Annotated in this window: 25 protein-coding genes; 18 read left to right on the top strand and 7 right to left on the bottom strand. The window is 70.0% G+C overall.

Features of this window, described 5'->3' with window-relative positions; translation table 11 throughout:
- Window positions 1-149: 149 nt before the first annotated feature.
- On the top strand, window positions 150-1,022 hold the full coding sequence (locus ACIPC1_RS18665) for a universal stress protein (protein ID WP_402518254.1): 873 nt from the start codon (window positions 150-152) through the stop codon (window positions 1,020-1,022).
- 184 nt (window positions 1,023-1,206) lie between these two features.
- Here ACIPC1_RS18665 and ACIPC1_RS18660 read toward each other — a convergent pair whose 3' ends face one another.
- Window positions 1,207-1,734, bottom strand: a complete 528-nt coding sequence (locus tag ACIPC1_RS18660; RefSeq protein WP_402518252.1) for a DinB family protein — start codon at window positions 1,732-1,734, stop codon at window positions 1,207-1,209.
- Between the two features lie 242 nt (window positions 1,735-1,976).
- On the opposite strand from ACIPC1_RS18660, the gene ACIPC1_RS18655 reads away from it, so the two are divergent.
- The 4 genes from ACIPC1_RS18655 to ACIPC1_RS18640 all read left to right on the top strand — a co-directional run bounded on the left by ACIPC1_RS18655 (window position 1,977) and on the right by ACIPC1_RS18640 (window position 6,615).
- Window positions 1,977-2,972, top strand: coding sequence for a LacI family DNA-binding transcriptional regulator (locus tag ACIPC1_RS18655; RefSeq protein ID WP_402518250.1), 996 nt, complete (start codon window positions 1,977-1,979; stop codon window positions 2,970-2,972).
- Window positions 2,973-3,218: 246 nt separating this feature from the next.
- Window positions 3,219-5,111, top strand: a complete 1,893-nt coding sequence (locus ACIPC1_RS18650) for a discoidin domain-containing protein (protein WP_402518249.1) — start codon at window positions 3,219-3,221, stop codon at window positions 5,109-5,111.
- 147 nt (window positions 5,112-5,258) lie between these two features.
- Window positions 5,259-5,861 carry a hypothetical protein gene (locus tag ACIPC1_RS18645; protein ID WP_402518247.1) on the top strand — a complete coding sequence of 201 codons (603 nt, stop codon included), beginning with the start codon at window positions 5,259-5,261 and terminating at the stop codon, window positions 5,859-5,861.
- A 10-nt stretch (window positions 5,862-5,871) separates the two neighbouring features.
- Complete coding sequence (locus ACIPC1_RS18640; protein WP_402518245.1) at window positions 5,872-6,615, top strand: fibronectin type III domain-containing protein; 744 nt, start codon at window positions 5,872-5,874, stop codon at window positions 6,613-6,615.
- 3 nt (window positions 6,616-6,618) lie between these two features.
- On the opposite strand, the gene ACIPC1_RS18635 is transcribed toward ACIPC1_RS18640, so the two are convergent.
- Window positions 6,619-6,987, bottom strand: a complete 369-nt coding sequence (locus ACIPC1_RS18635) for a hypothetical protein (protein ID WP_402518244.1) — start codon at window positions 6,985-6,987, stop codon at window positions 6,619-6,621.
- Window positions 6,988-7,094: 107 nt separating this feature from the next.
- Between ACIPC1_RS18635 and ACIPC1_RS18630 the strand changes: the two genes are divergently transcribed.
- Entirely contained in the window at window positions 7,095-7,766 is a 672-nt protein-coding gene (locus ACIPC1_RS18630) for an NUDIX domain-containing protein (RefSeq protein WP_402518242.1), read from the top strand.
- 77 nt (window positions 7,767-7,843) lie between these two features.
- Here the strand turns inward: ACIPC1_RS18630 and ACIPC1_RS18625 are convergent, their stop codons facing one another.
- Window positions 7,844-10,375, bottom strand: a complete 2,532-nt coding sequence (locus ACIPC1_RS18625) for a SpoIIE family protein phosphatase (protein ID WP_402518239.1) — start codon at window positions 10,373-10,375, stop codon at window positions 7,844-7,846.
- A 466-nt stretch (window positions 10,376-10,841) separates the two neighbouring features.
- On the opposite strand from ACIPC1_RS18625, the gene ACIPC1_RS18620 reads away from it, so the two are divergent.
- The 3 genes from ACIPC1_RS18620 to ACIPC1_RS18610 all read left to right on the top strand — a co-directional run bounded on the left by ACIPC1_RS18620 (window position 10,842) and on the right by ACIPC1_RS18610 (window position 13,505).
- Window positions 10,842-12,158 carry an MFS transporter gene (locus ACIPC1_RS18620; protein ID WP_402518238.1) on the top strand — a complete coding sequence of 439 codons (1,317 nt, stop codon included), beginning with the start codon at window positions 10,842-10,844 and terminating at the stop codon, window positions 12,156-12,158.
- A gap of 38 nt (window positions 12,159-12,196) precedes the next feature.
- Complete coding sequence (locus ACIPC1_RS18615; protein WP_402518236.1) at window positions 12,197-13,012, top strand: methyltransferase domain-containing protein; 816 nt, start codon at window positions 12,197-12,199, stop codon at window positions 13,010-13,012.
- Window positions 13,013-13,136: 124 nt separating this feature from the next.
- Window positions 13,137-13,505: a DUF6479 family protein gene (locus tag ACIPC1_RS18610; protein ID WP_402518234.1), complete on the top strand. Its 369-nt coding sequence runs from the start codon at window positions 13,137-13,139 to the stop codon at window positions 13,503-13,505.
- A 62-nt stretch (window positions 13,506-13,567) separates the two neighbouring features.
- Here ACIPC1_RS18610 and ACIPC1_RS18605 read toward each other — a convergent pair whose 3' ends face one another.
- From ACIPC1_RS18605 to ACIPC1_RS18590, 4 genes are all read right to left on the bottom strand, one after another.
- Complete coding sequence (locus ACIPC1_RS18605; protein ID WP_402518233.1) at window positions 13,568-14,509, bottom strand: ATP-dependent DNA ligase; 942 nt, start codon at window positions 14,507-14,509, stop codon at window positions 13,568-13,570.
- A 205-nt stretch (window positions 14,510-14,714) separates the two neighbouring features.
- Window positions 14,715-15,710: an NADPH:quinone oxidoreductase family protein gene (locus ACIPC1_RS18600; RefSeq protein ID WP_402518230.1), complete on the bottom strand. Its 996-nt coding sequence runs from the start codon at window positions 15,708-15,710 to the stop codon at window positions 14,715-14,717.
- A 76-nt stretch (window positions 15,711-15,786) separates the two neighbouring features.
- Window positions 15,787-16,680, bottom strand: coding sequence for a Gfo/Idh/MocA family protein (locus tag ACIPC1_RS18595; protein WP_402518228.1), 894 nt, complete (start codon window positions 16,678-16,680; stop codon window positions 15,787-15,789).
- Between the two features lie 127 nt (window positions 16,681-16,807).
- Entirely contained in the window at window positions 16,808-17,611 is an 804-nt protein-coding gene (locus ACIPC1_RS18590; protein WP_402518227.1) for a DNA-binding response regulator, read from the bottom strand.
- A gap of 334 nt (window positions 17,612-17,945) precedes the next feature.
- Here ACIPC1_RS18590 and ACIPC1_RS18585 point away from each other — a divergent pair, with 334 nt between their 5' ends.
- The 9 genes from ACIPC1_RS18585 (at window position 17,946) to ACIPC1_RS18545 (ending at window position 25,467) form a co-directional block, all read left to right on the top strand.
- Entirely contained in the window at window positions 17,946-19,076 is a 1,131-nt protein-coding gene (locus tag ACIPC1_RS18585; RefSeq protein ID WP_402518226.1) for a sensor histidine kinase, read from the top strand.
- Between the two features lie 101 nt (window positions 19,077-19,177).
- On the top strand, window positions 19,178-20,080 hold the full coding sequence (locus ACIPC1_RS18580; protein ID WP_402518224.1) for an ABC transporter ATP-binding protein: 903 nt from the start codon (window positions 19,178-19,180) through the stop codon (window positions 20,078-20,080).
- The gene (locus tag ACIPC1_RS18575; RefSeq protein ID WP_402518221.1) at window positions 20,073-20,825 is read left to right on the top strand and encodes an ABC transporter permease; all 753 of its coding nucleotides are present in this window, start codon (window positions 20,073-20,075) and stop codon (window positions 20,823-20,825) included. Before ACIPC1_RS18580 ends, ACIPC1_RS18575 begins: the two co-directional genes overlap by 8 nt.
- A gap of 119 nt (window positions 20,826-20,944) precedes the next feature.
- Window positions 20,945-21,076, top strand: coding sequence for an aborycin family tricyclic lasso peptide (locus ACIPC1_RS18570; RefSeq protein ID WP_266822533.1), 132 nt, complete (start codon window positions 20,945-20,947; stop codon window positions 21,074-21,076).
- Window positions 21,077-21,136: 60 nt separating this feature from the next.
- On the top strand, window positions 21,137-22,948 hold the full coding sequence (locus ACIPC1_RS18565) for a lasso peptide isopeptide bond-forming cyclase (RefSeq protein ID WP_402518219.1): 1,812 nt from the start codon (window positions 21,137-21,139) through the stop codon (window positions 22,946-22,948).
- Window positions 22,945-23,208 (top strand): lasso peptide biosynthesis PqqD family chaperone, encoded by a 264-nt coding sequence (locus ACIPC1_RS18560; protein ID WP_365442559.1) that lies wholly within the window; start codon window positions 22,945-22,947, stop codon window positions 23,206-23,208. The genes ACIPC1_RS18565 and ACIPC1_RS18560 overlap by 4 nt, the downstream gene beginning before the upstream one ends.
- Window positions 23,205-23,633 (top strand): lasso peptide biosynthesis B2 protein, encoded by a 429-nt coding sequence (locus tag ACIPC1_RS18555; RefSeq protein WP_402518216.1) that lies wholly within the window; start codon window positions 23,205-23,207, stop codon window positions 23,631-23,633. The genes ACIPC1_RS18560 and ACIPC1_RS18555 overlap by 4 nt, the downstream gene beginning before the upstream one ends.
- A complete protein-coding gene (locus ACIPC1_RS18550; RefSeq protein ID WP_402518215.1) occupies window positions 23,630-24,595 on the top strand; it encodes an ATP-binding cassette domain-containing protein in 966 nt (321 codons plus the stop codon). Before ACIPC1_RS18555 ends, ACIPC1_RS18550 begins: the two co-directional genes overlap by 4 nt.
- Window positions 24,592-25,467, top strand: coding sequence for an ABC transporter permease (locus ACIPC1_RS18545; protein ID WP_402518212.1), 876 nt, complete (start codon window positions 24,592-24,594; stop codon window positions 25,465-25,467). Before ACIPC1_RS18550 ends, ACIPC1_RS18545 begins: the two co-directional genes overlap by 4 nt.
- Window position 25,468 lies beyond the last annotated feature (1 nt).

Below are 25,468 nucleotides of genomic sequence, written 5' to 3'. Positions count from 1 at the left end.
CTGAGAGCGCTCTACGACAGCTACGACAAGCGGGCCCCTAAGGTGCGGGGGCGGGCGGACAAACTCCCACGCTGGAGTGCGCCGCTCGACTGTCGGCGGCTGTGGAGAGGTCGGCAGGCCGTGTTCGTAGCCGAAAGAGAGGCGGATGTATGACGCACCCGATCACCGTGGGCGTGGACGGATCGGACGAGAGCCGGGCCGCCGTGACGTGGGCCGCCAGGGAGGCCGTCCGGCGCCGACTACCCCTGCGGGTGGTGTATGCCTGGCACGGGAAACCGCACGAACTGGTCGGCGGGCCTGACCCTGAGGAACAGGCGCAGTGGGCGCGGGAACTGGCGGAGGAGGCCGCCCGCACGGTAGCCGAACGGCATGCCGGCCTCGCCGTTTCGGCCGAGGTCCTGGTCGGGAGCGTGGTCGACTCACTGGTCTCCGCGGCCTCGGACGCCGAGACGCTGGTCCTGGGTTCGCGCGGGCACGGAGCGATCGTCGGCTTCCTGATCGGTTCGGTCGGACAGCAGGTGATCGCCGAGGCCGCCCGTCCCGTCGTGCTGGTACGTGCCGATGACCGTGCCACGTCCGAGGCGGCCGGCCGCGAGATCGTCGTGGGACAGCAGGGCGGCCCGGACGACAGCGCCGCCGGCCTCCAATTCGCGTTCGAGACGGCGGCGGCCCGCGGCGCCTCCGTGCGCGTGGTCCGTGCGTGGAGCCTGCCGCCCCTGTTCGCCTACAGCCCCGGCTCGCTGAAGCTGCTCGACGAGGCCGGCGGCCTGGAGCCGTTCGAGAAGAAGGCTCTCGCCGAGGCGGTGAAGCCGTGGCGCGAACGGTTTCCCGCGGTGCCTGTCACCGAGTACGTCGAGATGGGCAGCGCCGGGCAGGTGTTGCTCTCGTTGGCCGCGCGGGCCCAGCTGATGGTCGTCCAGCGCCGCGCCGAACGCTCGGCGGTGGGATCACGGATCGGATCGGTGGCGCACGCGGTGATGCACCACGCGCCGTGCCCCGTGGCGGTCGTCCCGCACGCCTGAGGACCGGCGCGGAGCCGGTTTCGGGGGTGGCTCACAGGCCGCCGGTCTTGGGGTGCCTCACGCACCGAGGGTCGCTCCTGCACCGAGGGCCGCTCCTGCACCGAGGGCGGCTCACGTGCCGAGGGTGCCTCGCACGTTGAAGGCCGACTCACGCGTCGAGGGTGTCTCATACGCCGAGGCCCGCTCACAGCCCGACCGCTCCGTCGATGCGTTCGCGGAGCAGGTCGGCGTGGCCGTTGTGGCGGGCGTACTCCTCGATCATGTGGATCAGCACCCAGCGCAGCGACACCGCCCCGAGCCGGGAGTCCTGGCCCTCGACGTCCAGATCGGGCGCCTCGGTGAGGAAGCGTTCGGCGAACGCCACCTCGGCGCGCCAGGCCTCCCAGGCCGTGGCGGCGACCGCGGGGTCGGCCACCGCTCCGTCGAAGTCCTCGTCGGGAGCGGCTTCGGTGGCGAACCGGGACGACGCGTCCTGCCCGGCCAGCACGCTCCGGAACCAGCGGCGCTCCACATCGGCGAGGTGTCTGACCAGCCCGAGGAGCGAAAGCGTCGAGGGTTCCACGGACCGCCGGGACAACTCCGCACCCGGGCCCGCGCACTTGAGCTCCAGCGTCGCGCGCTGGGCCGCCGGCACGCAGACCAGCATGCCGCGCTCGTCCCCGGTCGTACGGGCGTTGAGACGGCGGTGCCCCTGGTCAGGCGCGGTGAACAAGTCGGCTCTTCGCTGCGGGCTGCTCTTACACGCGATTATCGGCGCTGGGCACCACTCTGTCCGGCAGCGTTCAAGTCCCGTACGCGGCAGGCACGTTGGGGCCGGGGAGAAGCAGTTTTGGCGTGAACTATTGACGACAACATGACAGTCCGGTTGACTCCCCGCCCAGCGCCGGAACCGGTTCCGGTACCGGTACCGGCCCTGGGCGCGAAGACGCGACCCCCGTGTTCCGGGAGGCAGTCATGGCTGTGACCATCGCCGACGTGGCCCACGCGGCGGGCGTGAGCAAGACGACCGTTTCCCGGGTGCTCAACACCCGGGGCGAGGTCGACGCGTCGACGGCCGCCCGGGTCCGTGAGGTCATCAACCGCATGGGATATGTGCCCAGTTCGGGTGCGGTCGGCCTGGCCCGGGGCAGCAGCCGGACCGTGGGCATGCTGGTGCCCTCGCTGACCTGGCCGTGGATGGGCGAGGTGCTGCAGGGCGTCGTCGACACCGTGGAAGCCGCCGACTTCGGTCTGCTGCTGTTCACCTGCAACCGGGGCACGGAATCCGTCCGTCGCTTCACCAGTCAGGTGTCGGCGCGGGCCTTCGACGGGCTGCTCGTGGTGGAGCCGGAGAACACCCTCGACATGCTGACGGCGCTGCACCGCGAGGGGCTGCCCGTCGTCCTGATCGACGACCGCGGACACCACCCCGAGTTCCCGTCCGTCACGGCCACCAACTTCGAGGGCGGGGCCTCCGCGGCCCGCCACCTTCTGGCCGCTGGCCGGCGCAAGCCACTGGTGCTCACCGGGCCCGCACGGTTCGGTTGCGTACGAGACCGGCTCGCCGGGTTCCGTGCCACCTTCGCCGAGCACGGCGTCGGGCTCGATCTGGTCGTCGAGGGCGACTTCACCGAGACCGACGGCCGCGAGGTCGTGCGCCGACTGCTCTCCGAGGGACGGGAGTTCGACGCCGTCTTCGCACACAACGACCTCGCGGCGGTGGGCGTCCTGGGCGCCCTGCGGGACGCCAGGATGAGCGTGCCGGAGGACGTCTCGGTGATCGGCTTCGACGACATCCCGATGGCCCCGCACACCGAGCCCTCACTGAGCACGGTCCGCCAGCCCATGCGGGAGATGGGGGAGACGGCCGCACGCATGCTCCTCACCCGTCTGGCGGGTGAGGAACTGCCGACCGATCCCGTCGTCCTGCCGACGGAAATGATCACGCGCCGGTCGGCGCCGACGGCCTAAGGCCGCCGAGCACCCCACACCCCCCCCCACACACACTGCCGGGCGGAGCCCACCGGCAGTACCGGAGCCCACCGGCAGTACTGGAGCCCACCGGCAGTACTGGAGCCCACCGGCAGTACCGGAGCCCACCGGCAGTACCGGAGCACGCCGACGTCCGAGCTCCCCGGCCGCAGGACGGCGGCCTCGGAGCGAACCGCCGCACACCCGCACGGAGCACTGGCACCCCCAACTCCTTAGGAGAGCCGCATGCCATCCCGTACTCCACCTCCACGCACCGTCATGACCGCGCTGGCCACCCTGTCCGCCCTGTCGCTGCTGGCGGCAGGACAGGCCTTCGCCGGCCCGGCGGCCGAATCCGTGGCGGCCGTCGCGGCCTGGGACGCCGACCAGGCCGCGGCCGCCTACGCCGTGAACCCCGCCGCGGTCACCGCCTCGGGAAGCGAGAACGCCGGCGCCGGCCCGGGCCTCGCCTTCGACGGCAACGCCGCCACCCGCTGGTCCAGCCAGTTCGCGGACGACGCGTGGATCCGCGTCGACCTCGGCTCCACCCTCCGCGTCGACCGGGTCGTCCTGGACTGGGAGGCGGCCTACGGCAAGCGGTACGTCCTGGAGGTGTCCAAGAACGGCACCGACTGGACGCCCTTCTACACCGAGACCGCCGGCACCGGAGGATCGGTCACCGCGCACACGTACCCGCAGGAGGTCACGGGCCGCTATGTGCGGCTGCGCGGAGTCGAACGTGCCACGTCGTACGGCTACTCACTGTTCGCGTTCAAGATCTACGGCGGCGAACCGGCCCCTGCCTCGACGACCCGTACGAACCTCGCCCTCAACCACCCCGCCTACTCCAACCTCTACCAGCACGCCGGCAATTCACCCGCCTTCGTCACCGACGGCGGCTGGCCCGCCGACCTCAAGGCCGACCAGACCCGCTGGTCCAGCGACTGGAACGCCAACCGTTGGGTCTCCGTCGACCTGGGCGCCACCTCGACCATCAACTCCGTCGACCTGTACTGGGAGGCGGCCTTCGCGGTCGACTACCAACTCCAGGTCTCCGACGACAACGTGGACTGGCGCACCGTCTACCAGCCGTCCGCCGCGGAGGTCGCCGCCCGCCGCGCCGACGTGAAGGCCCCGGCGGACGCGGTGGGCCGCCGCGACACGGTCACGCTGGCGACGCCCGCGACCGGACGGTATGTGCGGATGCTCGGCAAGGAGCGCCGCTCCTTCTACAACCCGGCGCCCGCGACCGCCCAATTCGGCTACTCGCTCTACGAGTTCCAGGTCTGGGGCACCGGTGGCAGCGCCGCGGCCGCGTACCCCGCCCTGCCCGGTGAACAGTCGGGGACGTACCAGACGACGTTCTTCGACGACTTCACGGGGGCGAGCCTGGACCGCTCCAAGTGGCGGGTCGTGCGCACCGGTTATGAGATGGGACCGGTCAACGGGGAGTCCCAGGCGTACGTCGACTCCACCGACAACATCGTCACCCAGAACGGCAGCCTGTTGCTGAAGTCCAGGTACTGCGACGACTGCACCGCGACACCGGCCGGAACCTACGACTTCACCTCCGGCCGCATCGACACCAGCACCAAGTTCGACTTCACGTACGGGAAGGTCAGCGCCCGTATCAAACTGCCGGTGGGCGACGGCTTCTGGCCCGCCTTCTGGCTGCTCGGCAGCAACGTCGACGATCCGAACGTCTCGTGGCCCGCGTCCGGCGAGACCGACATCATGGAGAACGTCGGCTACGCGGACTGGACCAGCACCGCCCTGCACGGCCCGGGCTACTCGGCCGACGGGAACATCGGCGCCCGCCAGATCTTCCCGGCCGCAGGCCGCGTGGACGCGTGGCACAACTACGCGGTGGAGTGGACACCGACCGGCATGCGCTTCTACGTCGACGACGTGCTCGTCCAGGAGACGACGCGCAACAAGCTGGAGTCGACCCGAGGTCAGTGGGTCTTCAACCACAACCAGTACGTCATCCTCAACCTCGCCCTGGGCGGGGCCTACCCGGCGGGCTGGAACCAGGTCACCACGCCCTACTGGGGTCTGCCGCAGTCGAGCGTGGACAAGGTCGCGGCCGGGGGAGTGCAGGCCGAGATCGACTGGGTGCGCGTCGAGCAGAAGAGGTGACCGGACCGCCGCCAGGCCGTGAACACGGGTGTGCGCAGGGGCTCTTGACGAAAACTTGGTCTAGTCCTACCTTCCAGTCAACCGTTCAAAGACTGGGCTGAAGTTCACCCACGTGAACGTCAGCACCCCCCACCCAAGGGAGCCCGGATGCTCACACGTCTTCGAACACTCGGTGTGGCCGGCGCGGTGTGCGCCTCGTCGTTACTGGCCGCGCCGTCGGCCTTCGCCGAAGTGGAACCCGGCGGCTGGACATCTGTCTCGCCCACGTACACGGTGCAGGAGCGGGGCTGCGGTACGGTCTCCGGCCTGACGTTCACGCTCACCTGCTCCACCGCAAGCGGGGACCAGCGGGCCGAGCGGCGGTACGCCACGTACACCGGCGGTACGCGCCAATTCGAGGGCTATTTCAGGATCTCCAGCCTCAGCGGTACCCGGATCAGCCTCAAGCAGACGTTCAACGAGTCGGCGGCGGGCCCTTACTTCATGCTCGCGGTCGAACGCGGTGGAAGGCTCTACGCGGTCCACGGTGGCGCCACGCTCTCCAACGCGGGCACCGTCGGGGCCACGGTCCGTGTCAACACGGTCCACCAGGTGGGCACTTCGCACCGCACCTACATCAACGGCTCGCTCCAGCACACCTACGCCAGCCCGTCCGGAAGCTTCTACGACAAGTTCGGCGCCTACCGCACCGACAGCGGCACCGGACCGGCGACCGTCGTCTGGAGCAACGTCCAGTTCTGGCGCAAGTAGCGGTCACCGCATGCGGACATCCCTGCGCATCGCAGCGCCGACAGTGCTCCTGCTGGCACTGTCGGCCTGCTCCGCGCCGCAGACGACCGACGAGGCCGGTCGCGACGCCGCCGTCGCCGCCGCAGCGGGCTCCGCGCTGCGCGCCTCCCTCACCTCTCCCACGGACATCGATCTGAGCTGGCAGAAGGACAGCTCAGGAGCATCCGGCCACGCACTGGAGTTCGCGACCGAGGAGTCGGGCCCGTACACCGTCCTCCAGTACCTCCCGCCGGGCGTGACGGCCTACCGGCACCCCGATCTGATGCCGAACACGACCTTCTTCTACCGGCTTCGCGCCTTTCACGGCCCGGCCTCGGCCCCGCTGAGCGTCTCCCTCCCGCCCGGGGAACTGACACAAGCGGACGAGGACTCGGGCCACGACTGGCTCCCCGCCCGCAAGGACCCGGCACGCGTCGTCCCGGGGCGGCCCCTCAAGGTCTCCGGTGCGGGCGCACCCACCGGATTCAAGGCCGTGGTCAAGCATGCGAACGGCATCCAGTTCACGTGGACGGACCACGCATCCGACGAAGCGGGCTTCCTCCTGGAGGCTCGTACGCCGGAAAGCACCGAGTACGAGCCCCTCGTGGTCCTCGATCCCGACATCAACTCCACCGGACTGATCACCCTGCCCACGGAGAAGCAGGCTTCCTACCGAGTCCGGGCCTTCACCTACGGCGAAGTGTCGAACGTGGTCCACCTGACCACCGGCGAGTGACTCCTACGCGCTGTCGGCCCTCGACATACGCAGGGCGAGATCCTGGAGCAGGTCGGCCGTCTTGACGTCGGTACGTCCGGAGTCATGGAGGTCGGCGAGTTCGGAGAAGAGGAAGGCGAAGGCGCCCACCAGGGAGATGGTGGCGGGCAGGTAGGCGTCCGCGACGGCCTGGCCCGCCTCGGCGGGTCCGGCGTCGGAGGGCACTTCGACCCTGGGGAAAACCTCCGTCACGAGCGCGCCGAGCTGCGTCTCGGCCGACTCGACCTCGGTGTCGTCGGCCTCGTCGTCATCGGACTGGGCAATCCTGCGGACCATGGCGTTGGTCTCGGTGAGGACGCCGATGGCTCGCAGGATGATCTCCGTCTGTTCCATGCCGTGAGCCTAGACGGGCGATACCCGGCTGTGGGTTCGGTGTTCGGGTCGTGATGGTAGACAGTGCGCGTGAACAACCTTTCGCGCTCCCGCCAGGCCCCCGCCCGATGACCGCCGGCATCGACACCCCGGACCGCCGAGGCCGCACCGGACTCGACCAGGTCGGCCGCGACCTGACCGGCAACCCCCGGATCAAGATCCGGGAGGTGACACTCCTGTCCAGCCACTGGTACGTGCAGCGCACCACGACCTTCGACTTCCAGCGCGCGGACGGCACCTGGAGCACCCAGGAGCGCGAGACGCACGACCGCGGCAACGGAGCCACCCTCCTGCTGTACGACACCGAGCGCGAAACCGTGCTGCTGACAAGGCAGTTCCGCTACCCCGTGTACGTCAACGGACACCCCGACGGGATGCTGGTCGAGACACCGGGCGGCCTGCTCGACGAGGACGACGAACATCCCGAGGTCGCCGTACGCCGCGAGGTCATCGAGGAGACCGGGCACACCGTCGGCGACGTCCACCACGTCTTCGACGTCTATATGAGCCCGGGTTCGGTCACCGAGCGGGTCAGTTTCTACGCCGCCTCCTACGGTCCCTCGACCCGTACCCACGAAGGCGGCGGGCTGGACGAGGAGGGCGAGGACATCGAGATCGTCGAACTGCCCTTCCGTCGGGCCCTGGAGATGATCTGCACCGGCGAGATCGCCGACGCGAAGACGATCATGCTGTTGCAGTGGGCGGCCCTGGAGGGCCCGTTCAAGGGTTCCGCGCGGTGACAGGTGCTCCCCGACCCGACCCGACCCGACCTGGGATGCCGGATGCCGGATGCCTTGACGTGAAGTGACCTTCAAGCCTATGTGCCCTCTTCGCTCGGGGACCGGCGTGTGGTGAGGAGGAGGGCGATGTCGTCGGGGCGCTCGGTGGCCTGCCGGGCCTCTGCGGTGAGCAGGTCGGCCGCGGCGGAAACGGAGGGGCCGCCCGCCCGTCCGCGCCGCACGGCCGCTCGGGCCAGGCTCGCGCGGAGGGTCTCGACGCCCTCGTCTATGTCGGTGCCGGGCCGCTCGACCAGACCGTCCGTGTAGAGGGCCAGGATGGCACCGGGCTCCAGTAGCAGCTCGGTCACCGGGTACTGGGCCTGCGGATCCACCCCGAGCACCACTCCGCCGGGCAGGTCGAGGATCTCCGTACGGCCGTCGGGGTGGCGCAGCAGGGGCTGCGGATGCCCGGCCCGGGCAGCCCGCGCGATACCGGTGACCGGATCCAGGCGTACGTAGCAGCAGCTGGCGAACTGGCCGGGGTCGAGGTCGATGAGCAGCCGGTTGGTGCCGCTCATCACCTCGTCCGGGGAGCGGTCGCTGAGCGCGAACGCCCTTACCGCACTGCGCAGTTGGCCCATGGTGGCCGCGGCCTGGACACCGTGCCCCTGGACGTCGCCGATGACCAGGGCCAGCCCGTCGCCCGCCTCCACGACGTCGTACCAGTCGCCGCCCACGTCCATGCCCAGGGTGCCGGGCAGATACCGCCCGGCGGTGGTCACCAGGGGGTGCGCGGAGAGGCGGTGCGGGAGCAGGGCCTCCTGGAGACCGCGGGCGAGAGCGGACTCGTTGTCGTAGCGCCGGGCTCGCTCCATGGCCTGGGCGATCAGCCCGGCGAGCGCCGTCAGAACCGTACGCTCCTCAGTGCTGAAGGCGCGCGAACGGTCGAAGCCGAGGATGCAGGAGCCGACCGGCCGCCCGGAGGCGATCAGCGGCAGGAAGGCCCGGGATCCCTCCTCGGCGTCCAGCGCGATGCCGGGATAGGCCGCGGTGAGCTGCTGCATCGACTCGTAGAAGAGCGGCCGACCACTGGTGAGCGTTTCGACCCCCGGCAGCCGGGTGTCCAGACCCACGCCGTCGAAGGGGGCGAGGAACCCCTCGGGGAAGCCGGTCTCCCAGGCCAGGTACAGGCGCCGGTCCTGGAGCAGATAGATGGCGAGCCGGCGGCCGCCGAACGCGGGCAGCAGCTCCCGCATCACCACCTCGGACACCTGGCGTGCCGTCACCGCCTCGGTCAGCGCGATGGCGAGGACGATGGGCCGGTACAGCGACGCAGTCGTGGCGGCGCCGTCCGTCGGTTCGTCGACCTCGGCCCCCCATCGGCCCGTCGACTCGAACGGATCGCCCCCGGCGGCGTCCGCCACCCGCCCCATGGGCACGAGCTTGCACGTCAGGCTGTCCGGCCCGGCGTAGATGGACATCGTGAGCCACTCACCGCCGTGCCGTCCCGGTGTCTGCCCATGACCGTTTCCGTGCGGGCGTCTGACCTGGAAGTGCACGGGATCCGGTGACAGCAGGGCGCCGCGCACATGATCCTCGTACGAGGGCCGGTTCAGCCAGGGCACGGCCTCCCAGAGCGGCCTCCCCAGCAGTTCGGTGCGAGGCCGGCCGAGCAGTTCGGCGGCGCGCGGGTTGCTGTAGGTGATCAGCCCGAGCCGGTCGAGTGCGAAGACGCCCTCCGGCAGGAGATCCGCCGCCCCGTCCGCGGCCAGGCCCGGGCCCGGATCGATGACCGCGCCGCTCACCCGGTACGGCGGTCCGGGAGCCGTGGCCGAGGTGCCCAGAGCCAGCAGACGCAGTTCGGCGTCCGCGGTGCGCACCGGCACCGGCTGAGCGGGCGGCCGGCCGGCGGCCGTCTCCCGCAGGGCGGTCAGCAGCAGGCGCGGATCCTCGTGGGACAGGGCGTCGGCCAGCGCCTCCGTCGTGCCGTCGAAGCCGTCGGGTGTGGTGCCGAGCAGTGCGTCGTCCGCGGTGACCGTGCCGTCCTGCGGATCCCAGGTGAACCCTCCGACACAGCGTGCGGAAGGACCGTCGGAGGGCGCCTGCACACACAGCGGCTCGTCGTCCCAGAGGACGAGCTCGGGGCTGTCCTTGTCCAGTGCAGCCAGAGCGGCACCCAGCTCCTCCGCCACCGCCGTCATCCGGTCACGGTCGGGCAGCACCTCGGTGGCGTCCGAGGCCGACGGACGCAGGACCGTCAGAACCCCGAAGGACGTCGACGCGCCCACGACGGGGACGTACAGGGAACCGAACGGGAACGGCAGCCCGGCCGCCAGCTGGGGGTAGCGCCGCATGGTCTCCGTGGCATCGTTGAGCAGTACCTCCTCACCGAGCCGATGGACGTCGGCGACCGGGAACGGCAGATCCACGTGCATCCGCCACCAGGAGCGGAACAGCTGACCCGGCAGACCCGCGAGGACGGCCATCCGCAGCAGTCCGGGGGTGCTCGAGCGCAGGTAGACGCCGCCCGCGAAGCCGCGGGCCGCCTGGACGGCGTCCGCCACGGCACCGGTGAGCAAGGTGGGCAGGCTTTCCAGCGCCCGGACCTCTTGCTCGGCGCTCCCAGTCATCGGTCTGCCCTCGTCCGCCCGCCGCCAGGGAGTATCACAGCAAGAATGCGCCTGCCAGGCCCCTGACCGCACCTCGACGCCCACCGGAGCACGGTCGCGCCGGTCGCCTCCGGCCGTCGCGATCTGCTGTGCCCAGCGCGAAGATACCCGGTTCACAGGAATTGAGGAGCCGCTCGGCAGTGAGTGATTCATGAATCCGGCCCGGCGAAGAGCGTCTCGGGGCGGGGTCTCGGAGACGACGGCCGCCATGGCCTCGGCCACTGCGGCGAGCGGGGGAAAGCCGAACTTCCCACTGCTGCCGGAACAGCGGAACGTCGACCCGGTCCGGCGCGCTGCTGGTCGCGGGAGCCTGACCGTCGTGCGCCTGGAAGGGGCACACGCGTGTGAACCCCACCGACACACATGGATCCGACTCGGTCATAGTGATCCCTGAAGACAAAAGATGTAGCGAGCAACCAGGACGAGTGTGGACACGAGCAAGAGCGGCACGGACAGCGACCCCGCGACGGACGACGAGCCACTGGTGCCGGTGCCGGTGTCGGCGAGCAGGCCCGGATGGCGTCGCTGGGCGATGGACACGACGCCGTTGCGGCGCCCGGCGTTCCGCCGGCTGTGGTCCTCGACCATCGTCACGTCCGTCGGCAGTCAGCTCACCGCGGTCGCCGTGCCCAAGCAGATCTACGACATCACCGGCTCCTCGGCATGGGTCGGCTACGCCAGCATCGCCGGCCTGCTGCCTCTCGTGGTGTTCGCGCTGTGGGGCGGCGCGATCGCCGACAGCATGGACCGGCGCAAGCTGCTCCTGATCACCAACACCGGCATGGCCGTCACGGCGGTGCTCTTCTGGATACAGGCCGCCGCCGGACTCGACTCGGTTCTCGTCCTGATGGTGCTGCTCGCCCTCCAGCAGGCGTTCTTCGGCCTGAACTCCCCGGCCCGCCAAGCCTCCATCGCCCGCCTTGTCCCCAAGCACGAACTTCCCGCGGCGAACGCGCTCGGCTCGACCGTCATGCAGACCGGCCTGGTCGCCGGACCGCTGCTCGCCGGCGCACTCATCCCCGTCATCGGCCTGGCCGAGCTCTATCTGATCGACGCCGTGGCCCTGTGCGTCACCGTGTGGGCGGTCCTGCGGCTTCCCGCGCTGCCGCCGCTGACGGAGGCGGCGTCCAAGCGGGCCGGATGGCACGAGGTCGCCGCCGGATTCCGCTACATCGCCCTGCACAAGGTGCTGCTGCTGTCCTTCCTCGCCGACATCATCGCCATGGTCTTCGGCATGCCCCGCGCCCTGTTCCCGCAACTCGCCGCCCAGACGTACGCGCCCTACGGCGAAGGACTCGCGCTCGGTCTCCTCTTCGCGGCGATCCCCATCGGCGCGGTACTCGGCGGCCTGGCGTCGGGCACGTTCTCCCGGCTCCGCAGGCACGGCCTCATGGTCATCGTCGCGGTGGTGGCCTGGGGAGCCGCCATCACCGGATTCGGGCTGAGCACCAGCCTGTGGGTGGCGGTGGCCTTCCTCGCCGCGGCCGGAGTCGCCGACATGGTCTCCATGGTCTTCCGCGGCGCGATCCTGCTCTCCGCCGCCACGGACGAGATGCGCGGCCGCATGCAGGGCGTGTTCACGGTCGTGGTCGCGGGCGGCCCGCGTCTCGCGGACGTCCTGCACGGAACCGCCGGCTCGGTTTTCGGGGCCCGCGGCGCGGTCGTGGGCGGCGGCGTGCTGGTGATTGCCGCCACGCTGGTCCTGGCCACCGCCACACCGGCTCTGAGGCGTTACACGATCTGATGGGCGGAGCTGCCCCCGTCGGCCATAGAGTGACCCGCATGGGGGAAACACGACCTACCTCGGAATTCCACGCGCCGAACATCAACGCCGAGAGCGTTGCCCGGCTGGTGGCGGCCCTGGACGCCCAGGACACCAACGACGGCGTACGACGGCTGCGCGCATGGGCGCACACAGCGGTCGCCGCTCGCCCCGGAGAACGGGCGATCGACATCGGCTCGGGCACCGGATCACAGACCCAGGCGCTGGCGGCCGCCGTCGCGCCGCACGGTGAGGTCCTCGGTATCGAGCCGAACAACGGTCTGCGCATGGTGGCCGAGCAGCGCGCGGTGGCCGCCGGCAGCCAGGCCCGCTTCGTGGACGGCGACGCGCTCGTTCTGCACCTGCCCGACGCCTCGGTCGACATCGTGTGGTGCGAGCGGGTGCTCCAGCACCTCCTGGAGCCGGAGAAGGCCGTCGCCGAGATCGCCCGGGTGCTGCGCCCCGGCGGCCGCGTCGCCCTCCTCGACACCGACTGGGCGACCACGATCCTGCACCCCGGCGACCCCGAGACCGTGGCGGCGGTCACCTCCGGCGCGCTGTCCGCGGCGGCCGACCCCTACTCCGGGCGCAAAGTGGTGGGCCGGCTGACGGCCGCCGGGCTGGTGATCGACGACCGCGGATCGCAGGCGCTTCTCCAGGACCACACCTCGGTGGCCTGGCCGCTGATCCGCATGCTGGGCGAGTCCGCCGTACGCCGTGAACTGATCACAGAGGAACAGCGCGACCGCCTGTACGCCGACATCACCGAGGCCGCCGAGCAGGGGGCGCTGCACATGTCGGTGACGATGTTCGGAGCGGTCGCGCACCGCCCGTAGGAGAACCCGCGGACGAGACAGTGCATTGGGCGAATAAGAGCGTTTGACGGAATATAACTATTCGGCCGTCGCCGAACGGAGTACTCAGCGGGTTTTTCCCCGGCATTGCGGGTACTCGAGCAAAATGAACACGGCGAGCTATGAAGTAATCGCAGCGAGCGGGGCACTCAAAGCGGGCGCTGCCTTCATCGGGGGTCTCATCATCGTGGCCGGCCTCATCTGGGCTGTCCGGATGGGCATCAGGGTGCGGGTCCAGGAGTCGCGGCCGCCCACCGCTGAAGAACAGCCCACCCTTCCCGCTTCCGGGGCGATCCACGAACTCCGGGAGAGGCGGGAACCGGACGAGGTACCGCGCGCCGCGGACGAGAGCGAGCGGCTGAAGCCGACCCAGATGCACGCTTCGGGAAGCAAGCACGCCGACGACCAGAGCCGACGGCGCTGGGGCAGCGGCTCCGGCCGCGACAGTGGCGGGAGCGGCTCGGGTACGACGTAACCGGCGCCCGGCGCATTCCCCCACGCGGTGCGAGATCGCCTCGGCGCCGCTTTTCGCGTGTCCTAGGGGAAGTCGGCCGCTGAGTCCTCGGGAGTCAGGTCGGGGCGAAGCCGTAGCCAGGACGGCTGCCGCAACAGCCCGGCTTTGGTACGAGCGCTGTAGCGGACCTCGCCGACGAGCCGCGGTGTGACCCAGTGCGCCGCGGCCACCGGCGGGACTTCGTCGAAGGGGCAGCTGTCGGTCTCGGCGGTCCGGAACAGCTCGGCGAGTTGCGACCGCTCGGCCTCGCTCCAGCCGGTGCCCACACTCCCGGCGTAGCGCAGCCGCCCCGCATCACGCTGGCCCACGAGCACCGCGCCCGGCAGCCCCGAGAGCCGTCCCCTCCCCGGGACCCAGCCGCCGACGACGACGTCCACGGTCCGTGCGTTGCGGATCTTGATCCAGGCGCGCGAGCGCACCCCGGGCTCGTACACGGAGTCCAACCGCTTGCACACCAGCCCCTCCAGGCCACCCTCGCGCGTCGCCCGCAACGCCAGCTCCCCATGGCCGACGAGCGCGGAAGGCGTCGACCAGAACGGCCCGACGAGGGCGAGCCCCTCCAGTTCCTGCCGCCGCCGGACGTAGGGGAGTGAGGTCACGTCGTCCCGTAGATACATGACGTCGAACAGGACGAGGTGCGCGGGCGTCTGCGCCGCACGACGGGCGGCCTTGGCCGGCGACCGGGCCAGCCCCATGCGGGACTGCAGGAGCTGGAAGTCACCACGCCCCCGCTCGTCCAGGACCAGGACCTCACCGTCCAGAATCGCGGGGACCGGGCCGAGGACGCCGCCCAGCGCACCGAATTCCGGGTACGCGGCCGTGATGTCCTCCCCAGAGCGCGCGCGCAGTACCACGCTGCCGTCCCCGGGCAGGTAGATCACCGCACGCTGGCCGTCGTGCTTGGTCTCGTACGCCCATCGGGCGTCCTGCCCGGCGGGCGGCAGGACGCCGGGTGTGGCGAGCATGGGAGCGATTCGCGGCAGTCTCACAGGTGTGTTGTCGACAGGCTCCCGGTCGACCACGCACGCTGGCCCGCCCTTTCGCCTGAACGGCGTCGCCCCCTTGAACCCGGGACACGGACACCTGACCGTCCTCTGCCCCACGGCCACCGCCGCGCAAGGGAGGTTGTGGCCTGGGCGGAGGAGGAACGAACAGGCCCCGCTCGCCCTGCTACTCAGGCGCCACCCGGACGACTGACTTGCCCGATCCCGGGGCCGCCAGCTCGGTGATCATCCGGGGTACTTCGTTGAATCCGTACACCGTGCCCACCGGCGTGGTGATCGCCCCCTGTTTCGCGAGGTTCGCCAGGCGGTCCCACACGGCAGTCTCCGTGGCCGGGTCGGCATGGGGCCTGGCGAGCACGCCGACCGCCGTGTAGTTCCGCAGCAGCATGTCACCCGAGTCGAGAGGAACGTGAGCGCCGCTCGCAAGGCCGATGATGACGATACGACCGTTGCGCGCGATGCTCTTCAACGCCGTGGCCGCCGTGTCTCCGCCCACCGGGTCATAGATCAGGTCCACGCCACGTCCGCCCGTGATCTCATCGATCCGGGTCGTCAAATCGTCCGTGCGGTAGTTCACGACATGATCCGCCCCGTACCGCGTGCAGAACTCCAGCTTCTCCTGGCTTCCCGCGACCGCGATCACCGTGGCGCCCAACGCCCTGCCGAGTTGCAGGGCGGTGGCGCCGCTGCTGCCCGCAGCGCCCAGAACAAGCAGGGTCTGTCCGGCCTCCACCGGGGCGCGATCCACGAGACCCGCGTACGCCGTGCGGAACCCGATGGGAAAGCCGCCGGCCTCTTCATCCGTCATGTCGGCCGGAATGCGGATGGCCGACCCCTCACGTACATACGCGTAGTCCGCGTACCCGCCCCACCCCTCCAGGAACGCGGTGATGCCCGTCACCTGGTCGCCGACGGCGAACCGAGAGCCCGGCGGCACGGCGACGACCTCCCCCGCCGCTTCCTCCCCCAGGCCGAAGGGAGGTGCTCCGAGCAGCGGGAAATGGCCGGCCGTCATCAACACGTCGGGGAACCCGGCACCCGCGGTCCGTACCCGGATCAGTACCTGCCCGGACGCCGGCTCACCCCAGGTCATCTCCTGGAGCTCGACCGCTTCCTTCGGCTCGCCGAACCTCAGCACACGCCACGCACGACCAGAGAACATCTGGGACCTCGCGATTCAGTTGGGGACGATCTTCAAGACGAGATACTGCACGACGAGTTTCACCACCGGTGGGAACTCATGTGCCCAACGCCTGCGCCATCAGGGTCTGGAGATGCAGCCCGCGGTGGACATCGAGCTCACCGGGCTTTCCCGTACGCACGTTGGTGGCGAACTCCCGGCGCAGCACGGGCCAGCTCTCCTCGTGGTCGAGCGCGGCGCCGTCGTACACGAGCTCCGGCTGTGGCCCGAACAACTCGATCCGTGTGATGCCCTGCTCGACGTTGACCGACCCCGACAGCGACGCCTGGCTCACCGCTCCGCTCGCGTGCTCGCAGGTGAGCTCGATCCAACGGCGTGGGTCTCCGGTGCCGCGCACCCGCACGATGGGCCCCATGGCCGCGTCCAGCAGATCGAGAACGTGTGGTCCGAGGTCCAGCAGCGCGCCGTGTTCCAGACGCCAAGGGGTGGCGAACTCGCCGCCCAGGAAGGCGCCGGTCACCATGCAGGCGCGGGCTCCCACGGCGTCGACGCTCTGGGCGGCAGCCAGGAACTGCCGGGTGGCCGGGTTGTAACGGCTCGTCAGGACGAGCTGGGAGACGACGCCTGCCGCGTCGACGGCATCGACGAGTCGCTGCGCCGACGGAAGGTCCAGCGCGAGCGGCTTCTCCAGAAGCAGCGCCTTGCCCGCCTCCGCGGCACGGCAGGCGAGCTCCGCCTGAATGGAGGGCGGAACCGCGAAGGCGACCGCCTCACAGGTGTCGAGCAAATCCTCGAAGCGCTCGGCGACCTCGGCTCCGTAGGGTGCGGCGGTCTCACGGGCCGCCTCGCTGCGGCGAGCCCACACCGCGGTCAGCTGTGTCTCGGGCCCGGCGGCAAGCACCCGTGCATGCACGGCACGCGCCCACGGCCCGGCGCCGACGAGCCCGACCTTGACGGGTGGATGAGTCCAGGGAAGCGAGGCGCCGGTCACGAGAAGTCTCCTTTGCGGTGTGAGCGCACCAACTTCATCACGTTGGCTGCGGCTTCGACCAGGAGGGTGTCGGTGGGTGGACCGCGGCCGGCCCGTGGCCCGGCAAGGAGCCGGACTCCCCGGCGTTTCACCGAAACTCCGCGTGCGCTTCCTCTATAAGTACGAGGGCGCGATCCCTTTGCCGGCCGAATTCCGGGGCCGCCGGCACTTCGCCATCGTGCACGCGTCCTTCGACTCCAGAACTGTCGTTCTGCCCGCCAAAACCGGCGTCGCGTGCTCGTACCGCTGCCGTGGCTCGGTCGTGCACCTCCAGTTTGGCGAAAATCCGCGAGACATAGTTGCGCACTGTCTTTTCGGCCAGGAAAAGTCGCCGTGCGATCTGCTGGTTGCCCAGGCCGTCTGCGAGCAGTTCAAGTATCTCCAGCTCTCGGTTGGTCAGATCGGAGAACCCCGTCAGCTCCGGAAGGCTCCGCATGTTGGAGAAGTACCTGCTGAACCGGGCGGCTATCGACGGACTGAAAGCAGCGCCCCCCTTGGCCACTATCTGAATGGAGTGAAGTAGTTCCACGGACGACCCGACTCTCGCGAGATAGCCGTTGACGCCGAGGCGTAAGGCGGCGAAGATCACGTCGTCGTCATCGTTCTGCGACACGACGATCATTTTGGGCCGGGACTTCTCGTGGCGGTATTTCGAGAAGATCTGCTGGACGTTCTCGCAGATGGTTCTTTTCGAGGGCGGCTCTCCAATGATGATGACATGGGGCTGTAAATCGGTCTTTTCGAGACATCGTATGCCGTGTGCGCCATCCACTGCACGACCGATCAGGCTAACGTTGTCATCCTGATCGATAATCGCTTCCAGCCCGGCAAGGGTGACCGTGTCTTCGGTGAGAATGAACAGGTTGATTCCAGAGCACGAATTCGGTTGCACGAGTCTCCTTCTGGTCATCATTCATCCGCATGAGAGTGGAAGGGTGCATGACACGATTGGGTGCCGAGTATGAGGAGGTGATTGAGGGGAACGCAAGTGCGCCTCTTAAACGAAGGATTCAGTTCCACTTGATGGGCGACTTTCGGCCGAGGCACAGGTAATCCCCTGGAAATCTCCAGGAATTTGACGGACGCCTCGACCTCATCGACGCACAGTCGTGGCCCCGCTCGCGGCGGTGCGGGCGGGCTCGCGACCGCGCGCGTGCACCCGCGCAGTCACCGCCGGCCCACGAACGCGTTGGACGTACGGCGAAGCGAACGAATACTTTCAAGGCATGGTCGATATCTCGCGTCGGCGCTTGATCGTGCTCGATGTGCTGGCCGCACTCGGGTTCGCACTGCTCCCGCAGTTGGCGCCGCTGCGCCCGTACATCAGCGGCGAGGTGAACAACGCCACCGTGTGGCTGCTGGCGTTGAGCACCGCGCTGCCGCTCGTCGTCCGGCGGCTCTGGCCCGTGCCGGTCTTCGTGTTCGTCCTGACCGTCGCTTGCGTGTCCCTGCCGTTCGGTCTCGCACCGACCTCGTTCCTGGCCGCCGCCTACGCGCTGTACCTGGTGGCCGTGACGCGGAAGCGGCCAACAGGCCGGTCAGCGGTCTTCGTCGGCGGAGTGAGTGCGGCGGGCGCCGCCGGGCTGACGATGACGGGTGCACAGGGCTACCAGGGCGGGACCCAGGCGGTGCAGGTCGTGCTCGGTCTGCTGGTCCTGGGCGCCACCTGGGCGGCGGGGTCGGCCGTCAGGGAGCGGCGCGAGAGCATGCGGCGCGTCATTGAGCAGACGGCCGAGCGTGCGAAGGTCGAAGAACGCCTCCGCATCGCCCGTGACATCCACGACGTCGTCACGCACAGCGTGGGCCTGATCGCCGTCAAGGCCGGTATCGCCAACCATGTGGTCGACACCCATCCCCAGGAGGCGCAGGAAGCCCTGGCGGTGATCGAGGACGTCAGCCGCAGGGCGCTGCGCGACATGCGGGCCACCCTCAAGGTGCTGCGCCGGGACCAGGAGGGGGCCGAGGACCTCCGGCCCGTTCTCGGACTGTCGGACCTGCCCTCCCTGGTACAGACGGCCGAGGCGGCGGGCGTGCGCGTCGACCTGCGGTCCAGCGGCACCGAGGAACCCCCGGACGGTGTCGCGCTGTCCGCGTTCCGGATCGTCCAGGAGGCTCTGACCAACGTCATCAAGCACGCGGCGCCGACCCGATGCAGGGTGCACCTCGTCGCGGAGTGGGGCGAGTTGACGATCGACGTCACCGACGAGGGCCCCGCATCCCCCGGACGGCCGGCCGTGCCCGGCGGCGGACTCGGCCTCGTCGGGATGCGGGAGCGGGCCGCCGCGCACGGTGGCACCATCGCCGCCGGACCGCGGGCGGGGGGCGGCTTCCGGGTCGCGGCGACACTGCAGTACTGAGCCGGACTCATTCGCAAGTATGGCTTCGGCCCGCGAAGGACGTCCGGTACTCCCCCCCAGGGACCGATGTGGTGAGGCGGACGCCCGGCGAGACTCAGTGTGTGATTGACGTCCTGAATTTGACGAAGCGGTACGGCGAGAACACTGTCGTGGATGGCCTCACCTTCACGGTGCGGGCAGGTGCCGTCACCGGATTTCTCGGCCCCAACGGAGCCGGGAAGTCGACCACGATGCGGATGATGCTCGGCCTGACCCGTCCCGACGAAGGCTCCGCACGGATCGGCGGGCACGCCTATCACGAACTGCGGTACCCGGCCCGGCATGTCGGCGCCCAGCTGGAGACATCGGCTCCGCATCGCAGCCTGACCGCCGCTCACCACCTGCTGTGGCTGGCGCAGAGCAACCGGATCGACCGGCGACGGGTCGGAGAGGTCCTTGAGATGGTCGGCCTGACGGACGTGGCCCGGCGGCAGGTCGGCACGTTCTCGCTCGGTATGGGCCAGCGGCTAGGCCTGGCCGCGGCGCTGCTCGGCGACCCGCCCGTCCTGGTGCTCGACGAGCCGGTCAACGGCCTTGACGCGGAGGGAATCCGGTGGCTGCGCGAACTACTGCGCGCGATGGCCGCCGAAGGCCGGACCGTTCTCGTCTCCAGCCACCTGATGGCCGAGATGTCCATGGTCGCGGACCATCTGATCGTCATCGACCACGGGCAACTCCTCGCGGACACCAGCATGTCGGACTTCATCCAACGCCACGGAAGGACGTACGTACGCGTGCGAACAGCGGAACCCGGGCTCCTCGGCAGGGAACTGGAACGGAAAGGCGCCTCGCTGACACTCGCGCCGGACGGCAGCCTGGAGGTCGGCGGGATGTCGGCGGCCGAGATCAACCGGCTGGCCGCGGCGGGCGGGCTCCCGCTCGACGAACTGAGCACCCACACGGGGTCACTCGAGGACGTCTTCCTCGGACTCGTCGGCAAGGGCGGAAGGAACACCCGTGTCTGAGACGGTCGCGGCCATCCACGCCGAGTTCACCAAGCTGCGCTGTGTCCGCAGTACGTTCGTCGCGCTGCTGCTGTTCGTCCCCATCAGCGTCCTCATCGCCGCCCTGGGCGGCTGGTCCGCGAAGTCCGCGCTCGAATCGGACAACCCCGGGCTCCGGGCCGACTTCACCCCCCAGCAGGCCGGTCTGGACGGCATCCTCTACGGCCAGCTCGCACTGATCGTGTTCGCCGTGCTCATCGTCACCAGTGAGTACGGGTCCGGCATGATGCGCGTATCGCTGCTCGCCGTGCCCCGGCGCGGCCGGCTCTACGCGGCGAAGATGGTCGTCACCGCTGCCGCCGCCGCGTGCGTCGCCATCCCGGTCACCGTCGTCAGCTATCTGGTCACCCAACTCGCCCTGGGATCCCACGGCGTCTCGATCAGCGCGTCCGGTGTGCCGCGCGCCCTGGCCGGCGCGGTGGTCTACCTGACACTGATGTCCCTGTTCGCGGCGAGTACGGCCGCGATGGCCCGCAGCGCCATCGTTCCGCTGGCCGTTCTGCTGCCGATGGTGCTCGCCGGGACCCAGATCCTTTCCGTCATCGGAGCCACGAAAGAGGTGGCACGGTACTTCCCCGACCGGGTCGGCATGGAGATGCTCACCGTCAACTCGCCCGACGCGTACATGGGATTCGCCGTGCTGGTCGTGTGGACCGTGGTGGCGCTGGCCTGTGGCTACCTCCGGCACCGTCGCTGGGACGTGTGACGGGACTCGGCTGAGGCTCCTGCCCCATGCCCGTGGGACAGGCCGCGCCGTAACTTCCCAGACAGATCACGGACCGAACTGGTCGGCCCGAACGATCTGACCCAACTGGGAGGTAACACATGTCTGTTGCGATCTACGAGCCCCCGACCCTTCAGGAAGTCGGCGACTTCGACGAGCTCACCAAGTGCCTCGGCGTCGGAAGCTGCAACGACTTCGCGGGCTGTGGTTACGCCATCGTCTGCTTCTGGTGATCACGTCCGGTGCCGGTGCGCTCAGGCGCACCGGCACCGGGCCCGGGGGAACGAGGCGACATGGAATTCGTAGTGCTTCCGGACTGCCCGGCCGGTGCGGCGTCGGCCGCGCGTCTGCCGGCGACACACCGGATCGACCACGCGTCGGGGCGGCCCTGGATTCTGGGCGACTGGCCCCAGGGCGAGGCCACGGTGGTCGACGCGGGCCCGCGGCGGATGGTACTCCTTGGCCACACCCGGCTGGACGAGGCGGCCACGGCGGCGGCGCTCGACCGGATGGGTTCGCTCCACGACGTGGACGCGGTCGTGTCCCGGCTGCCGGGTGTCTTTCACCTGATGGCTTCGATGGACGGCAGGACCCGGGCCCAGGGTTCGGTCGCCGGCGTACGGCAGATCTTCACGGCCGTGGTCGACGGGGTCACGCTGGCGGCAAGCGGCGTGGAGCCGTTGTTGCGGCTCACCGGTGCGGGCATCGACGAGGCGGTACTGGCGGCCCGGCTGCTGGCGCCGGGCGGAGCGCCCTGGCCGCTCGCCCAGCGTCCGGTCCGCCGGGGGATCGACCCGCTCAACACAGGGCATTGGCTTCAGCTGGACGCCAACGGCCGTTCGCAGCAAATACGTTGGTGGGAGCTGCCGGAAGCGACCCTCTCGCTCGATGAGGGCGCGGCGGCCGTGCGCTCGACGCTGTCAGAGGCGGTTGCCACAAGGCTGAGTTCGGGCGGAACGATCAGCGCCGACCTGTCCGGGGGGCTGGACTCCACCAGCCTCTGCTTCCTCGCCGACGCGGCCGGCGCCGACCTGGTCACCTTCCACGTCGCGCCACTCGACAGCGCCAACGGGGACACCGCGTGGGCACACAAGGCCGCCGCGCTGCTCCCGGCGGCCCGGCACCACACGCTGGCCGCGGACCGCGCCGAGAACCTGTTCGATGTCGGCTACACCGCCGACCACCCGAACATGGCCCCGGAGGGACCTTCGACCTGGGCCTCAGGGCTCGCGCACATCCGGGACCTCGCGAAGCGGGCCACGTCGGAGGGCGCGTCCCTGCACCTGACGGGCTTCGGCGGGGACGAGCTGTTCGGCCGGATGCCCGCCTGCGCGTGGTCCCTGGCCCGCGCCCAACCGGTCGACGGCCTCCGGCTGGTGAACCGCTACCGGCTGGCCAACCGCTGGTCGTGGGGTGCGACCGTGCGAGCGCTCACGGACCGGTCGACGTTCGCGGAGAACCTCACCGCGGTCGCCAGCCGGATCGGCGCCCCGCTCCCGCCGCTCAACGAACCCGACTTCGGCTGGGTGTCCGCGCCCCGCATGCCGGCCTGGGCCACACCGGACGCCGTGACGGCGGTCCGGCAGCTGCTCACCACGACGGCCGCGGAGGCGCCCGAACCGCTGGACGCCGACCGGACCCGGCACCAGGCGCTCGCGTCCCTCGTCTTCGAGGGAGCCACGATCCGCCACCTCAACACGGCCCTCACGGGCACGGGCATCCACTGGGACGCGCCGTTCCTCGACGACCGCGTACTGGCGGCGGCCCTTGCCACGCGGGTCGACCAGCGCCTGGCGGGCGGGCGGTTCAAGCCCCTGCTGACCACCGCACTGCGGGGCGTCGTGCCCGCCGACATCCTCGACCGCCGCGACAAGGGCGAGTTCAGCGCGGAGACGTTCCGGGGCATCGAGCGGAACCGGGCCCGGCTCCTGGAACTCTGCGAGGACTCGCACCTCTCCCGGCTCGGCCTCATCGACCCGGCGGCGTTCCGGTCCGCGGTCCTCAACCCCGGGCCGATGTCCCACCACCTCCAGCCCATCACGACCACCGTGGCGTGCGAGAGCTGGCTCCGATCGCACACCCAGGACACGGGAGAACGCCGATGAAGCTGAGCCTTGCCCGCGACGTCACCCTCACGCCCGTCGAGTCGGGGGCCGTACTGCTCGACGGACGCCGAGGCCGCTACTGGCAACTGAACGCGTCCGGCTCCACCATTCTGCGGAAGCTGCTCGACGGAGACACCCCCGATGTGGCCGCCGCGAGCCTGTCCGCCGCCGCCCCGGTGAGCGACGACCAGGCGCGCCAGGACGTGATGGCGCTCATCGACTCACTGAGCGCGGCCAACCTCCTGGAGGTCTCGCAATGACCACCCCCGTCGTCGCCGAGCAGGCGGCACGTCTCCCGTTGCGTCGACAGCTCGCGCCCAGATGCGCCGCCGGCGTCGCACGTCTCCTGGTCCGGCTGCCCCCGTCCCGGCTGCAACGGGTGCTGCGCCTGGTCAGCAGGGGAACCCGGCCCGCCGCTCACGCCGAGGTCACGCGAGCCCGGCGGTCGGTCGTATCGGTCAGTACGCGCTGCGCGGGCCTCGGTTGCCTCCAGCGGTCCGTGGCCACCGTCCTGCTGTGCCGAGCGCGGGGCCGGTGGGCCGACTGGTGCACCGGGTTCAGGACCCAGCCCTTCGGCGCGCACGCCTGGGTCGAGGTCGACGGACGTCCGGTCGACGAGCCCGGTGAACTGAGTGCCTTCCGAACGGTACTCGCGGTGCGCAGTCCCGACGGGAGCCGCTCATGACGGCGATCAGAGCCGAAGGCCTCTACGCCTTCTACGGCACCACACCGGCCGTCAACGGTCTCGACCTTACGGTGCCCACCGGCGCGACGTACGGCTTCCTCGGCCCGAACGGCGCCGGCAAGACGACCACGATCAGCATGCTGACCACGCTGCTCAAGCCCACGGCGGGCCGGGCGGAGGTGGCGGGCTTCGACGTGGCGACCCGGCCTGCCGAGGTCCGCCGCCGGATCGGCATCGTCTTCCAGGAATCGACGCTCGACCTGGACCTCACGGCGGCCGAGAACCTCCGCTTCCAGGCCGACCTGTGCGGGCTTCCCCGCCGCGAGGCACGCGGCGCCATCTCCGCGATGCTCGACCTGATGGAACTGTCAGAGCGCGGCAGGACCCCCGTACGACAGTTCTCCACAGGGCTCCGCCGCCGGCTGGAGATCGCACGGGGACTGCTCGGCGCTCCCCGGGTCCTCTTCCTCGACGAGCCGACGACCGGCCTCGACACACAGACCCGCGCGGCCGTCTGGGACCACCTGGACCGGCTGCGACGGGAGCTGGGCATCACCGTCTTCTTCACCACGCACCAGCTGGAGGAGGCCGAGCACTGCGACCGGATCGCGATCATCGACCGGGGCAAAATGATCACCGAGGGGTCGCCCACGGAGCTGAAGTCCATCATCGGATCCGATGTCGTCGTGCTGCGCACGGAGTGCGACTCGCGCGCCGCGGACGCCGTGTCAGAGCGCTTCGGCCTGGCGGCGGAGCTCACCCCGGACGGGCTGCTGCTCCGGGTCGCGAACGGTTCCACCCTGGTGCCGCGGCTGTGCACCGAACTCGGCCTGACCGTGCACTCGGTGACCGTCGTACCACCGACGCTCGACGACGTCTTCCTGCACCACACCGGGTCCGCCATCCGGGAGAGCGGGACGGGCGCGCACACGCTCAGCAACATCGGGGAGGGACTGCGATGACCCGGACGGACACGGTGCTGGAGACGCCCGGCGGCAAGCCCGTCACCGTCGGCCCGCCGCCCATCGGCAGGCCTCGGCATGCCCTCAGGCCGGTCCTGCTGCTCTGGCGGCGGGAGATGATCCGGCTGCGGCACAACCCCGTACGGCTCGCCATGGGTCTGGTGACTCCGCTGCTGTTCCTCGTCGTCCTCGGCACCGGTCTCGACGCCGCGTCGTCCAGCCTCGGCAAGGCGCAGTTGAACGACTACCGGGCCTACCTCTTCCCCGGCGTGCTGATCATGTCCGTGCAGGCCCCGGCGATCGCGGTGGGTATCTCGCTCGTGTGGGACCGCCGGCTCGGCGTACTCCGGCAGATGCTCGTCGCGCCGTTTCCCCGGTCGAGCATCGTGCTAGGTCTCGCCTTCGGCGGAGCCACCACGGGCGCGATCTACGGACTCCTGGTCCTGTCGGTCGGAGGCATCGCCAGTATCCGGTACACGCCGATCCTGCTCGTCGTGCTGGTGGAAGTACTGCTCGTCTCACTGATGTTCACATCGCTCGGGCTGCTCGCTGCGGTGACGATCAGACAGGTCGAGACGTTCCAGATCGTGGTGAACCTGAGCCTGATGCCGCTGATGTTCTTCTCCGGCGCGATGTTCCCGCCGAACGGGCTGCCGGGCTGGCTCGCCATCGTGGTCAAACTGAATCCGCTCACGTACGGCGTCGACGCGGTCCGCCGGACACTGCCCGGTCCGGACTCCCTGAGTTCGGAACAGACGCGCCTGCTGATCGGGGACTGGAACCCACCCGTGGTGGCGGAGCTGGGCCTGCTGGCGGCCATCGCGGCCGTCACGCTCGGCCTGGCCACGTACCGGTTCTCCCGTACGAAGTGAG

This window comes from Streptomyces sp. NPDC087263, from assembly GCF_044744645.1.
Classification (GTDB): domain Bacteria; phylum Actinomycetota; class Actinomycetes; order Streptomycetales; family Streptomycetaceae; genus Streptomyces.
Note: the sequence above shows the minus strand (reverse complement) of the source record. Positions and strands in the feature narration are given on the sequence as shown.